The sequence below is a fragment of the Rhodococcus erythropolis R138 genome (genome assembly GCF_000696675.2).
GTDB classification, from domain to species: domain Bacteria; phylum Actinomycetota; class Actinomycetes; order Mycobacteriales; family Mycobacteriaceae; genus Rhodococcus_F; species Rhodococcus_F erythropolis.
This window is the reverse complement of sequence record NZ_CP007255.1, coordinates 2751430-2764697: the sequence shown is the minus strand read 5'-3', so window position 1 is coordinate 2764697 and position 13268 is coordinate 2751430. Positions and strand designations below refer to the sequence as shown.

Annotated in this window: 15 protein-coding genes; 3 read left to right on the top strand and 12 right to left on the bottom strand. The window is 59.9% G+C overall.

Features of this window, described 5'->3' with window-relative positions; genetic code table 11:
• Positions 1-6: 6 nt before the first annotated feature.
• Positions 7-1062: a 2,3-butanediol dehydrogenase gene (locus H351_RS12935; protein ID WP_003941279.1), complete on the top strand. Its 1056-nt coding sequence runs from the start codon at positions 7-9 to the stop codon at positions 1060-1062.
• On the opposite strand, the gene H351_RS12930 is transcribed toward H351_RS12935, so the two are convergent.
• From H351_RS12930 to H351_RS12920, 3 genes are all read right to left on the bottom strand, one after another.
• The gene (locus tag H351_RS12930; protein ID WP_007726052.1) at positions 1052-1375 is read right to left on the bottom strand and encodes a 4Fe-4S dicluster domain-containing protein; all 324 of its coding nucleotides are present in this window, start codon (positions 1373-1375) and stop codon (positions 1052-1054) included. The two genes, H351_RS12935 and H351_RS12930, sit on opposite strands and share 11 nt — an antisense overlap.
• A complete protein-coding gene (locus H351_RS12925) occupies positions 1372-2961 on the bottom strand; it encodes an FAD-dependent oxidoreductase (protein WP_029255754.1) in 1590 nt (529 codons plus the stop codon). The genes H351_RS12930 and H351_RS12925 overlap by 4 nt, the downstream gene beginning before the upstream one ends.
• A gap of 124 nt (positions 2962-3085) precedes the next feature.
• Positions 3086-3331, bottom strand: coding sequence for a hypothetical protein (locus H351_RS12920; RefSeq protein ID WP_223257939.1), 246 nt, complete (start codon positions 3329-3331; stop codon positions 3086-3088).
• Between the two features lie 223 nt (positions 3332-3554).
• Between H351_RS12920 and H351_RS12915 the strand changes: the two genes are divergently transcribed.
• Positions 3555-3935 carry a helix-turn-helix domain-containing protein gene (locus H351_RS12915; RefSeq protein WP_029255756.1) on the top strand — a complete coding sequence of 127 codons (381 nt, stop codon included), beginning with the start codon at positions 3555-3557 and terminating at the stop codon, positions 3933-3935.
• Here H351_RS12915 and H351_RS12910 read toward each other — a convergent pair.
• The 6 genes from H351_RS12910 to H351_RS32515 form a co-directional block, all read right to left on the bottom strand.
• Positions 3932-5725, bottom strand: coding sequence for an AMP-dependent synthetase/ligase (locus tag H351_RS12910; RefSeq protein ID WP_029255757.1), 1794 nt, complete (start codon positions 5723-5725; stop codon positions 3932-3934). The genes H351_RS12915 and H351_RS12910 overlap by 4 nt on opposite strands.
• Positions 5722-6165, bottom strand: a complete 444-nt coding sequence (locus H351_RS12905) for a MarR family winged helix-turn-helix transcriptional regulator (RefSeq protein ID WP_007726042.1) — start codon at positions 6163-6165, stop codon at positions 5722-5724. The genes H351_RS12910 and H351_RS12905 overlap by 4 nt, the downstream gene beginning before the upstream one ends.
• A 103-nt stretch (positions 6166-6268) precedes the next feature.
• Positions 6269-6400 carry a putative transporter small subunit gene (locus tag H351_RS32435; protein WP_003941363.1) on the bottom strand — a complete coding sequence of 44 codons (132 nt, stop codon included), beginning with the start codon at positions 6398-6400 and terminating at the stop codon, positions 6269-6271.
• A gap of 27 nt (positions 6401-6427) precedes the next feature.
• Positions 6428-8080, bottom strand: coding sequence for a sodium:solute symporter family protein (locus H351_RS12900; RefSeq protein ID WP_182262229.1), 1653 nt, complete (start codon positions 8078-8080; stop codon positions 6428-6430).
• 388 nt (positions 8081-8468) lie between these two features.
• Entirely contained in the window at positions 8469-9188 is a 720-nt protein-coding gene (locus H351_RS32520; RefSeq protein WP_244891511.1) for a hypothetical protein, read from the bottom strand.
• 178 nt (positions 9189-9366) lie between these two features.
• Positions 9367-9864: an IS1096 element passenger TnpR family protein gene (locus H351_RS32515; RefSeq protein WP_276328045.1), complete on the bottom strand. Its 498-nt coding sequence runs from the start codon at positions 9862-9864 to the stop codon at positions 9367-9369.
• A gap of 243 nt (positions 9865-10107) precedes the next feature.
• Here H351_RS32515 and H351_RS12890 point away from each other — a divergent pair, with 243 nt between their 5' ends.
• A complete protein-coding gene (locus H351_RS12890; RefSeq protein ID WP_019749265.1) occupies positions 10108-10698 on the top strand; it encodes a T3SS (YopN, CesT) and YbjN peptide-binding chaperone 1 in 591 nt (196 codons plus the stop codon).
• 45 nt (positions 10699-10743) lie between these two features.
• Here the strand turns inward: H351_RS12890 and H351_RS12885 are convergent, their stop codons facing one another.
• The 3 genes from H351_RS12885 to H351_RS12875 form a co-directional block, all read right to left on the bottom strand.
• A complete protein-coding gene (locus H351_RS12885) occupies positions 10744-11535 on the bottom strand; it encodes an HNH endonuclease (RefSeq protein ID WP_244891486.1) in 792 nt (263 codons plus the stop codon).
• 378 nt (positions 11536-11913) lie between these two features.
• Positions 11914-12405 carry a hypothetical protein gene (locus H351_RS12880; RefSeq protein ID WP_029255760.1) on the bottom strand — a complete coding sequence of 164 codons (492 nt, stop codon included), beginning with the start codon at positions 12403-12405 and terminating at the stop codon, positions 11914-11916.
• Positions 12402-13256: a ParA family protein gene (locus tag H351_RS12875; protein ID WP_003940667.1), complete on the bottom strand. Its 855-nt coding sequence runs from the start codon at positions 13254-13256 to the stop codon at positions 12402-12404. Before H351_RS12875 ends, H351_RS12880 begins: the two co-directional genes overlap by 4 nt.
• Positions 13257-13268: the final 12 nt, after the last annotated feature.

The following is a 13268-nucleotide window of genomic DNA, read 5'->3' as shown; positions in this document are numbered from 1 at the left end:
GGATCAATGAAGGCAGCACGGTTCCACGGGCAGAAAGACATCCGGATCGAAGAGATCCCTGAGCCCGAATTGCGGCCAGGAACAGTCAAGCTGAAGGTCGCATGGTGCGGAATCTGCGGCACCGATCTCCACGAGTACCTCGAGGGACCGATCTTCATCTCCGCACCCGGACACCCGCATCCACTCTCACACGAGAATGCGCCGGTCACGATGGGCCACGAGTTCTCCGGCACCGTCGAAGAGGTCGGCGAAGGTGTCACGGACGTCGAGGTCGGTGAAAATGTTGTCGTCGAGCCGTACTTCGTCTGCAACGAGTGCGCCCCGTGCAAGGCGGGCAACTACCACCTGTGTACGAAGATGGGGTTCATCGGCTTGGCCGGCGGCGGTGGCGGACTCAGCGAGAAGGTCGTCGTCGACCGTCGCTGGATCCACAAGATCGGCAACATCCCGCTCGACGAGGCAGCTCTCATCGAACCGTTGAGCGTCGCCCATCACGCAGTCGTACGCAGTGGAGCCGAAAGCGGCAACGTCGCCATCGTGGGCGGAGCCGGACCGATCGGACTCCTCGTTGCGGCAGTTCTCAAGGGTCTGGGTGTCACGACGATCGTCACCGAACTCAGCGAAGCCCGCAAGGCCAAGGCCCTCTCCAGTGGAGTCGCCGACTACGTCATCGATCCCACCACCGAAGACGTCAAAGCGCGCGTCCTCGAACTCAGCGGAGGCATCGGCGCAGACATCGGCTTCGAATGCGCAGGCGTCAACGCGGTCCTCGACACCATGCTCGACACGGTCCGGCCCGCCGGAGTTGTTGTCAACGTGTCGATTTGGGGCAAGCCCGCGACCATCGACATGCAGAAGCTGGTCCTCAAGGAAATCGATCTACGCGGAACCATCGCGTACGTACGTGACCATGAAGCGGTCATCAAGATGGTCCAGGACGGTGTCGTCGATCTGGCGCCATTCATCACCGGTCGTATTCAGCTCGAAGAGTTGATCTCCGAAGGATTCACCACTCTGATCGAGCACAACGACACTGCGGTCAAGATTCTCGTCAGGTCGTGACCGGACGGGGCACCTCCGGGCCCACCGCAGTCAGCGACCCAGGTGCCCGCCCCTTGCCCCATCCGATCTTCTCTCGGTAGCGGCCGATGTGATCGTCCTCGATCACATCGGCCGTTTCCAATGGTGTGGATTGCGGATGCACATACAACGCATCCGTCGGGCAATATGCCTCGCACATGAAGCAGGTCTGGCAATCCGATTGGCGCGCAATCACCGGGACGCCCGACGGCGTCCGGTCGAAAACATCGGTAGGACAAACGTCTACGCACTTGTCGCAGCCGATGCAGTCAGGCGCGGACACCAGCTCGATCATGACGCCACCAGTGCAGACCCGACAGATTCAGAAGTCCGGGTCCACACCGAATCCAAACCGCCGGTGAGGACGTGATGGTGCTGCGTCACATCGAGTTCGGGATAATCGTCCCGCTTGCTCATTCCCCGAGTCTCGGTCCGCGCCAACGTCGAGTGGTACATCCAGCGACCGACGGCCGTGATCGCGGCAGCCTGCCGCGCCGCCATCCGACCTGCAGGATCTGCGCCCAGATCCGCACTCACTGCACCCCACAGCGATTCGAGCTCACCGAGCGCTGCGGATACTCGATCACCGCTGCGGAGGTAGTTCTTGTCGAAGGGAATCAGCTGCGCCTGAGCAGCTTTCACCACATCGTCGGCAGTAAACCCGGTTCGTGCCGGATTACGCAATCCGACGGTTCCGGCTCCGCGAAGACCACTGGTAGACCCACGTCCGACCGACAGCGCATAGCGCGCAGCACCGGTTCCCGCCCACGAACCAGAAGACATCGCCCACGCGGCGTTGTGACTTCCCCCGCCGGTAAACCCTCCGCAGATTCGCTCTCGGGTCGCAGCGTCCCCGGCGGCAAACAGTCCCGGAACGGATGACGCGCAATCGTCATCGACGACGTTGATTCCCCCAGTGCCGCGCACCGTGCCTTCTGCGAGCATGCCGACCTCGAATTTGTCGGTGAAGGGATCGATTCCGCGGCGATCGAATTGCAGGAAGAAGTTGGGTTGCCCCAGCCTCATTCGACGCTGCACCTCAGCGTCGGCCCGATCGATCTGCGCGAAGACCGGCTCGTTCCGCAACGTGCTGGCGATGACGGACCTCCCCTTCGCCGAACCGGCACCTTCGAGCACGCTTCCGTCTGCGTGAAAGAACGTCGCGTACGCGTAGTAAGCCGTCTTGGTGATCGTCGATCCGGCCGCCGCGATCCCGTACGCGTTCGAGAACTCCATGCCGGAGAACTCGGCTCCGACTTCCGCTGCCATCAATGCACCGTCACCGGTATCGACGTTGGTGCCCAGCGCACCGGACAGAAACGCACAACCTCCGCTGGCGACCACTACCGCGCCTGCCGAGACGCGGTAGTCCTGGTGTTCGTGACGCTGGTATCCGGCGACTCCGCGAACTCGGCCCTCGCCGTCCACCAACAACTCCAGTGCCGGCGAATGGTCGAGGATCCGCACCCCGGCTCGACGAATCCAGGTGCGCATCCGTCGCATGTATTCAGGTCCCTGCAAGCCGGTACGTATCTGCTTGCCCGTGCTCGGGTCGACAGGGAACGGATATCTACCCTCCACCGCGAGGAGATCCATGTTGGAGTAGGTCTGCTCGAGGACGCGGTCCATCCAATGGTGGTCGGCCAGATATCCGCCGAGCGCCTCGCGTCCGGCCTTGGCCAGCTCACGGGCTGTCAAATCCGGCTCGACGTACCAAACACCCGTTCCGGATGGGGCCGTCGCGCCACTCGTTCCGCAGTATCCCTTGTCGACCAGGACGACGTCTGCACCGGCCTTGTTCGCACGCAACGCCGCCCACGCGCCGGCGGGGCCACCACCGATCACCAATACATCGGTGGAGAGTTCGAGGACGTCCGTCACTGGCCAGCTCCTGTCAGAGGTCTACGCAACACTTCTGTTGCCGCAATATTCCTCGAACGAACTACCCAGCGCCACAGTCAGAATCACTGTGAACTCAACCGCTCACCGCCGCATCGGCAGAGCGCTACGACGCTTCCCGCTCCTCGTCGGTGCACAACGCGGAGTACTTGGCGAAGGCTTCCTGCAAGGTCAGCGATTTGCGTCGCTCGGTGATGTCGCGGGGCTTTCCCTGCACAACACATCGACGCGCATGTTCGATCACAGCTTCACGTATGACGCTGGAAATGTCCGCCCCCGTGAGCTCTTGGAGGGTCTCTAGGGCCCTCAGTTCCTCTACGTCGAATCTCACCGTTACCGATCGTCTAGCCACGCTCAGGATGTTACTTGCGGGTACACCAAGATTGGTGAGTTACATATGCGTCGAGTCGAATATCTTTGCGCGCCAAACCCTTCGAATTCCGATCTACGTGGGTAAATAGTTTTCCACTCACGGCACTCATGTAATGCAACGCACACAGCGCCATCCAGCGTGCCGACGGACACTACCGCTGTCTATGCTTGCGACACACTGCCTTCGATCGGAGATACAACGCGTGAGCATCGACCACATCGTTTCCGCAGTCGACGGTGACGCTGCCGAGCGAATCAAGACAGCTCTGGCCGAGAGAGCCGCAACCTCGACGGACACGACCACGCTGGTGTTCGACGGCGTGAGCATCGAGATTCCGCCATCGGTCGGCGACGCCGTCGTGCAGCTCCTGACCTACCTCGCTGCCGGCGACAGCGTCGCCCTCGGGCCCGGCGCAGAACTCCTCACCACCTCGCAGGCAGCAGAGATCCTCGGCGTTTCGGACACGTATGTACGTAAGCTCGCCGACGCCGGGAAACTCCCGATCGAACTACGCGGCACCCACCGCAGGTTCCGCCTCGATGACGTGATGGCCTACCGCGAGCAGTTCCCCAAACGCGCCTAGCTCTTCGCGTACATTCCTTCGATCTCCTTCGAGAACCGATCAACGACGACATTGCGCTTGATCTTGAGCGTCGCTGTCATCTCACCGTCTTCCTCGGTCAGATCGCGATCGAGAATGACGAACTTCTTGATCGACTCCGCATGCGAGACAGCGGCATTGGCGTCGTCGACAGCCTTCTGCAGCTCCGCTCGAAGGTCCTTGTCATCACGTAGTTCGGCGACGGTGGCGCCGGAAGGCTTGCCGTTCTCCGACTTCCACTTCTCGAACACCTCGGGGTCGACGGTCAACAGCGCCGTGATGTAGGTCTTCCCGTCGCCGACGACAACTGCCTGCGAGACGATGGAATGCGAACGGATACGGTCTTCCATCGGGCCCGGCGAGACGTTCTTGCCGCCCGCCGTCACCAGAAGATCCTTCTTGCGTCCGGTGATGGAAAGGTAACCGTCGCTGTCGAGTTCACCGAGATCACCGGTTCGCATCCAGCCGTTGACGAATGTCTCTTCGGTGGCCTTGTCGTTCTTCCAGTAGCCCTTGAAGACGACTCCACCGTCGAGTTCGATCTCGCCATCCTCGGCGATGCGTACCCCGTTGCCGCCCATCGGCTGTCCGACGGTTCCGATCTTCTGAGCACCTGGGACATTGACGCAGTGCGCTGCTGTGGTTTCGGTGAGGCCATAGCCCTCGTAGATCGGAACTCCGAGCCCACGGAAGAAGTGCCCCAGCTCAGGAGTGAGGGCGCCGCCACCGGAGATCGCGAACCAGCACTCGCCGCCGAGAGCCTCACGAAGCTTCGAATACACGAGCTTGTCTGCCACTGCGTGCTTCGCCTTCAAGATCAGCGAGGGACCGCCCTTGTCGAGGGCTTGGCTGTACTCCTTGGCGGTGGCTTCGGCGAAGGCGAAGATCGCGCTGGGGATCTTTCCACCGGATTCCGCCTTGCGTGCTGCGCCGTCACGAACTTTTTCGAAGACACGCGGAACACCGAGGATGGTGTTGGGCTTGTACCGCTCGAATTGAGTTGTAATGGTGGCAAAGTCGGACCAGTGCGCCTGCGACGCACCAGCTTCGAACGTCGCGAGGGACACCGCGCGGGCCAGTACGTGCGCGAGCGGCAAGAAGGTCAGGACTCGGTTTCCCGGAACCGCCACCTTGCCGATCGATGCCGTGAGAATCCCGCGCACCTCGGACAGGAAGTTGCGGTGTGTGAGGATGCATCCCTTGGGACGGCCTGTCGTGCCGGAGGTGTAGACGAGTGACGCAAGATCGTCGGCCTTGATGCCCGCGAGCCGCTTCTTCAGCTCGGTGTCGTCAACGTCGGCACCCTGTGCGGTCAGCTTCTCCACAGCGCCGTCGTCGATCTGCATGACGGCTTTGAGGGTGCTTGGCGCGTCCTGAAACAGCTGCTCGTGCGCGCCGGTTTCGACGATCGCGATGACGGCCTCGGAGTCTTCGAGGATCCAGCTGACCTGCCCCTGAGACGACGAGTCGTAGATCGGAACGGTAGCGGCGCCGGCAGCCCAGATGGCGAAGTCGAAGAGCGTCCACTCGTATCGGGTCGCGGAGAGGAGTGCGACGCGGTCGCCTGCCTGCACCCCGGCTGCAATGAGACCGTTTGCGACGCCGGTGACCTGCTCGGCGAACTCCTTGGCTGTGACGTCTACCCAACCCTCTCCCTGGGGGCGGGAGAACACCGTCAGTTCGGGCGTGCGCTCGGCGTGAGTGAAGACGGTGTGCACCACAGACTCATTGTCGGAGATGGTGAACTGGGCTTTGGCGCTGTACTCACTCACAGGGTGTCATCTCCGTTGGTCTGCGATTCGATGCTGATTCTGAAGCGGTGGAGTGCGCGGGCGAAGTCTGCGACCTCGGACTCGGTCCAATCGTGCAGCCTGCCGGCGACTTGGTCGAGCCGACGCGCGTCGGCGGCGTCGAGGTATTTGCGGCCAGCCTCCGTGAGGTGCAGCGGATTGCCCTGACGAACGGATCCCGGATCGGCATACACCCAGCCTGCCTCGATACACCCGCGCACTTGGCGCGAAATGGTCGAGCGATTGACGCCGAAGACTTCGGATATCTCCGTGGCCTTGCAGCCGTCGTTGCGGCCGATGAAGGAGAGGAAGGAATGCTGCGCGATCGACGGGTGATCATCGGAATGCCGATCCCCCGTCATCAGCTGCCGCGTCAGGTGCACCAGCTCGTCATGAACGGCTGGTGGACCGGTGAGCGCCATTGCTCCGTCGTGTTGCACTGGGCAACTATAACGCTGCCCCTAGTCCCGATTGCAATATGACCGCCGCCACCGACAAGAAGTCCGTCGGTGGCGGCGTGAAAAGTTAGACCAGATCCTCACCGTTGCGGCGAGCAGTTGCCCAATCCTTGAAGAATCCCTTGCTGATGACTCCCAGCACGACCAAGACCAACGCCGGCCAGATCAGAACATAAATGGTCAGTAGGGCTGTACTCATTCGTATTCCTTCTACTTGTCTCGACGGTTACTTTCCGGACGCTCCGACAGCAGGAAGCTCGTCATCGTCGAAGTCTCCCGTCCGCTGCTTGATGAGTTCGAAATCGAACGTCTCACGCTGATTGACGGACATCGCAAAGCACACGACGGTACTGACGGCATAGGCCACCAAAGATCCGCTGAGCGTTGGGTAGTCGTGCAGGAAGCCGATTGCGAATGGTGCGGACAGCACGATCGCCAGGCCACCGACGATCTGCGCAACCTTCAGACCGAAGAATCCAAATACCATGAGCCCCAGCACCACTCCGATACCGACAACGGCAACGATGTCGGAGAGAATCCCGAACATCCCATCCATCGGCACCCAACTGAATCGGACGGGCAAGAAGGCAGCAAGAGCCACCAGCACCGACACAGTGAAGGCCTTGTTGGTGACCTTTCCCCAATAGAAGCTCGCGATAACCGGGAACACCAAAGCGCCCCACAGCGCGCCGACGAACACCAACAGGTCCAGAATGCTCAATTGCAGACTTGCCAAGGAGATAGCCGCCGCCGTGGCAACAATCATCGTTACTCGGCCGATGAGCAGCATCCGGCGAGGGTTCGCTTTAGCCTTGCCTGCGACGGCTTGGCCGTACACGTCGGTCATCACGATGGACGAGAGCGCAGCAAGGTCCGAGTCCGCCGTCGATGACAGCGCGCCGATGATCATGACAAAGAAGACAGCCAGCAAAATTCCGGGCAGGTACGACGCGGCCATCTGCGGAATCAGGTTGTTGACGTCACCATCCATCGGCTCGATTCCGAGGTATAGAGCGAGCACACCCAGCATTCCGACGCCGATGACCGTGGCGCCATATCCCACGGTTGCGGTGATGAAGGTGGGCTTGATCAGGTCTTCGCGGACCGCGAACAGACGTTGGGCAATGGTCTGGTTGCCGATTGCGTAGGCAAGAACTGCCGCGATGTACGGCGCCCCCTGTTCGAAGAAGGCAACGCTCGAGAAGAAGTTGCCCTGCTCAGCAGTAAGGTTGCTTGCCCCGGATTCGAAGGCTGCCGGGAACCCCGCCGCAAAGAAGATGAACGGCACCAAAACCGCTACCGCACCGAGCATTCCGATCAGCTGAACGAAGTCGGTCAACACCGAAGCACGGAAGCCCGACCACAGCGTGTACAGCAAAACGCCCAGCGCGACGATGAACACACCCTGGATGAAGTTGAACGGCGAAAGCAACGCGATCAGCAGACCACCAGCGAGGAAGTTCGACATCAAACTGATGAGACTACCGACGATATTGGAACCCGCGAGCATCAGCTGACTCGAGCGTCCGTGCCGCGCGTACATGACCTCGGCCAGCGTGTGGGCTTTCGGCGCTACTTTGCGAATTCGCTGGCCAAACGGATAAATGAAGAGAATCATCAACGCGCCCCATAAACCGTAGTGAATGGGGCCGGAGATTCCGTAGGTGTAGCCAGAAGTGGCGGATGCGTACATCGACGACGCCCAAATCCAGGTGGCCGTCATACTCGCGGCCGAAACACCAAATCCTAACTTGTTTCCGGCGGTCATAAAACCGTCGGCATTTTCCTGCTTCTTACCAATACGAAGAGAAATCAGAAAAGTTCCACCATAAAAAGAAATAAGCAGTGAAACAATTACCAAGGTACTGAACTGGACCATGTCGGACCCCGTCACATGCCACATCCTTCGCACATAATCGGCAGAACAAAGCACAAAACCCCTGTTCAGGATCTTTGCGCTTCGTTTCTGCACGCCCTAGGAGCGACCGCCATACCAACACCGGTCACATATTCAATTGACTAGCAACACGCACTTCGTCTTTTCGGAAACCCAACCTCCACAAAATAAATCTTCTGCGCAAGCTTTTGGCTCGACCACGCAATTTAACAACCGAGAATCGACCATAGCATGATGGCAATTTCGAACAAAAACTCCAATATTTTCCCACCCGAAAATATTCATGATTCCGCCGCAGAAAAATCATGCGCTTCCAGCGCATATAACAACTCCGCATCGATTGAAATCGATGCTCGATTCGATCGCTCAGCTACTTCGACAGGACCATCCTGGCAAACCGTCGACCCCACTCGGGATCGGCGGAAACATGCTGGTCCAGCGGATTGGAGACAATCGCCCCGATCATTCGCAAGTACACGAGCGTGTCTCGCACCATCCACGTCCAGTCGTCGTCTCCGAGTCGTGTTCCGTCTGTTGTCGACCAACCCAATGCCGTGAGGCCTTCGATCATCACTTCACTACGTTCGGACTGCGACAAGCCGGCAGCCAACGTAAGGAACAGAATTCGGCCGGCTTCCTGCGCCAACTCACCCTTTCCCAACGGCATGGCCGTCACGATGTGACGCCACAGCTCGCCTTCATACGCAAGAACTGACGCGCCGAGTCCAGTCAAAATCAATGTGCCTCGGAGTTTTCTGACCAATCGCAGTGTCTTTGCGACTTCAACGAGAACTGCCAATTGCGAGCCGCTCCCTGCCGTGACACCGATCCACTCACTGTCCCAATCGAGTTCGTCTCGGGCAGACGCAACAAGGTCGGGAGGCAGTGACCCGAACGCCGTCAAGACAATCCCACCACCTCGCGCGGAGTTCAGCAGCCACAGCAGTTGACGGGTTGCTCCTTCACGCATCACCTCGAAGTAGTTGTCGTATCCGCCACGAAGCTCCGCTTCGGCAACTGCGGCAAACAGTTTCGGCGCGGAATGAACAGACAAGCGGCGCAAGAACTTCTCGAACAGCGAGCTTCCCACAGGCGGTGACTTATGCAATGCCACTGCAATGGTGACTGCTGCATCGGACTCTGCGGGAACAAAACGTTCGGGATCGAACAGTCCATTACTCGCCTGCCCGTTCAGGAACTCGCGATACCCGATCGGACCGCCAGAATCCTCCGGCGGGCACGCCCTCGCACCGTCAAGACAAGATGGCTCAGAAATCGGCTGGTCTTCGACAATCTGCTCCAGAACCAACGTGTGACTCCACCTTGCGCGGGCGTTTGTACTCATAACGGACGTACTCCCCGACCGCGGTAACTGCCTCGTCGATCCGGACTTCGTCCTCACCAAACTCGTCTTCCTGGTATCCGTCGCGCTCGATCACCTCTGGCGCGATATACCGATCTGGGCCATTGCCCGTTGAATGATGGACACTCACCCACTGATGAGCGTGTTGATCTCCCCATCCCATCACCGCCTGCACAATCGAATGAAGCTGGTCCAGTTCGATATTCGACGGAACCGAAAACCGTCTCCAAATAGGCGGCGTGATGCAATCGATTTCGATCCGCATGACAAAGTTCGCCGCCGCCGGCCGTCGACGCTGATTCCGCATCTGCCTCGGCGTAAGGACCTTCATCTGGCTTTGCACCGCTTGATATGCAGGTACCAAACGCAGATGTGAAGCTCGCCGAACTCGCTGACCCGTCATGTATGGAGGCTAGATCTACCTACCGACATCCGAGATACTCACTGCCACAAGGTTGCCCGATTTGTCGGGGCTTGCATGACGTCGCTGGTCGGCTGTCAAGTCCAGATCAGTGCGGACCTAGCCAGGCATCTTCAATCATCCACTGCGCGGACAATAGTGTGCGCCGATTACCGTAGACCTGACACCTACCGCACGAAAACCGTGCCCAGCGCCTGATCGGACTGGCACAGAACATGAGGATCCATGAGCGACCACGACACGACCGCCGACCAGCCCCTCCACATCAACGGCGCAATTGCCTTGGTGACGGACGAGCGCGACGAGTTGGTTCGCCTGTGCGTCCAGACCCTCGCCGAACTACTGGGCAGTGAGCCTGCCACCGATGACGACGGCGACATCGTCGTGCCGGTTCACGGATTTGTCGTCTACGTGACAGTTGCGGATGACGGCCCCCAGATCAACGTCTGGTCTTCGGTTCTGACCGGCCTCGGCAATCCCTCGCACGCTGCAACCCGGTTGATCGAACTCGCGCAGGAATGGCCGCGCCTGCGCTTCGCTTTCAGCGGCGACCACCTGCTGGTCTCCACGATGCTCGACGCGGACCCCTTCGCCCCGCAGCATCTGCTGAACTTGATCGACGAGGTTCACGACTTCACTCACGAACTCGACGACGATTTTGCTGAATCCTTCGGCGGGTCCCTCGACTGCGACGCGGATGACGACAGTTACGCCGGCGACTGCAATCCCGGCGGTTGCGGAGGAGACTGCGACTGTGCGTGCGGCGCCAATACAGACGCCGCCGACGGCGATCTTGGTATTAGCCAAGTCAAATAGACTGGCCCTCTTCGATCAGTTCCGCAGAGCGCCCGCTGGCGTTTGTCACGAAGCGACATAGATCTGCGTGCGGTGCCAGTCCAGATAGACAACGTCCGGACGCTCCGCCTTGTCCGGCAAGATCAATCGATCTCTCAGAGGTGGCTTCCCGAGTGCGGCGCGAAGCGGGCTTTCGATCTCCATATCGCTCTCGACGCCGGGCGCGTAATGGAGGTTCAAGTCCTCGTCGACGGTGATGAGCCCCGTATCGAAGGCAATGTCATGTGTCGGACACGCGGTGAAGCCGTTGCGACGGTCAAGTCGCTCTTTGTCAGTGCTGTCTCGCCAGGGCTTGATATGGCTTGCAGTAAGGAGGCGCGGCCGGCGTCGGCCACCGATGTTCGCGCTAAGGCCACAGAACACGCAACGGTGCTCGTGATTGCTGAGTACGCCAGCGGCGAACCGATGCTGGCCGATCCGAACTCTGGAGGTCAGCAATCGCTGAGTGGTCGCGATGGGAATATCGTTACGCTCGCTAGACCACTTTTCGAGCGACTGCTCCAAGGATCTCTCGATCTCACTTTGGACTAACTCTTCTTGTCCCGCCAACCACAGCGTTTCGCCGTTTTCCAATTCGAGGAAGTCTGGCAACGCGTGTTCGTCAATTCCGTGGGAACGCGCCGATCGCAGAATTCGAAGGTATACGTCCTGCATCAACACGCTGTCCGAAAGCATCAACGACGCGACTTCGACCTCATGTCGCCCGCCATGACTACGTGTTCCATCCAGGTTCGCCATCTTTGCGATAAAGCTCGTGGGCCGACGCTTGAACAAACTCGCAAAATGCTGGACCGGCATTCCCGCACGATGTGCAGAAGAGCTACCGAACCGGCGATGGTCAACCAACAGCGATGCACAGAGCGACAACACGACCTCGCTCGGAACGAACGGCACCTGTCGGCTTCCCTTCGGTACCTCCTCGCGTGCGAGTACCGATTTCCATTGCGCCGCCAGCGCGGCGGGCGACGGATCAAGAAACTCGGAGATTACCGAAGGTGCCACTTTGCGCCTTCCTGGTAAGTGTCCAACCCGCAAGTTCACACACTAGCCGGCGCCGCGCGGAATCGTTCGAAGCCACTCGTGGGGGATCGCCATCCACCGATGAAGGATTCCGGCGAACGCGTGTGCCAATCTGGCGGCCCCAAGGACCACAACGGCGCACTGGGCCGCAGGCCCCTACCGGAACGCACTCCCCTTCGAGGTCAGTGCCTTCACGCGCTCGACAGTCCAGATCGCAAGCACATCCACCTTGCGCTTGCGACCCGTCTCCTTGTGCGTGTCGATCTCCTGCTCCGCGATGATGTCCTTGATACCGTCCGCATCGAGAGCTGAAAGACGCTCCAGCAGAACCGCTTCCCCGTCCGCCTTGAAGACCTCGAACGGGTCGAAAGCCCCCGGCTCCCGTTTCACCTTCGGGGCAGCAGCACGACGACGCGGCGCCGGCACAGCAGCAGGCAACGCAACCGTCGCTCCATCCGATGGAACCGCAAAAGCCTCTTCGATTGCCTTCGCAAAACGCGGAGTGCGGGCGGCTTCCTCCGCCACGACCTGAACGAGCTTGGCCAGCAACACCGATGCTGAGGCGTTGGTTGCTCCCAGTTTCAGGAGCGCTGCACCGGTTTCCTGCACCTGCACCCGACGACGCGCTTCATCGATACCCGCACTCATAGCTTCGCCTGCGCTTCCGTGAGAATGTTCTGCGTGATCGCACGCATCTGATCGAACTGACCTGCGTTGCCGTACTTCACCTTCAAAGTGCTGTACGGGTGAAACTCCGCCGACGCGGCAATCTGATTCGACTCCGCGAGATACTCCGGCAGGACGTGAGGAACGTTGGGATCGCGTCGAAGATTTCGCACAGTCGTGCGGTGCACCGCCGAGTTGGACTTGTACTTGGTGATCACCAACCCGAGTTCGAAGAGTTCACGGCCGAGTTCTTTGCCGAACTTCGCGATGTGCGTCTGGATCTGCGGAATGCCGTACGTGGAGAGCACATCCGGGATCGTAGGGATCACGTAGCCGTCTGCCATTGCCAATCCGTTGAGTGTGATCGGCCCGAGATTCGGCGGGCAATCGATCAGGACGTAGTCGTAGTACGGCATCACCGGTGCGACGGCATCCCTCAACAATTCAACCGGCTTGGTGGAGTTCCGATCAGCAACCCGAAGGGCACTGATCTCCTCCTGCAGCTCGATCAAATCGAGAGATGAGGGAAGCAGATCCACACCCGTCACTCGCTTGACCGGCGAGACTCCGCGCTGAATCGAGGCTTCGAGATCGAAGTTCGACGTGCCATCGACGGCGTCACGGAAAATGGTTGCGCTGGTCAGCCCTTGCTTGTTGAGTTCGAGCCAGTGATCCTCACTGATCATCATCGTCGTCAGATTGATCTGCGCGTCGAGGTCGATCAACAGCACGCGCTGACCGAATTCGAGCGACATGAACTCGGCCAACCCCGCGGTGATCGTCGTCTTACCGACGCCGCCCTTGAGGTTGATCGTCGCAATCGTCTTAGCCATCAGAACCCATTC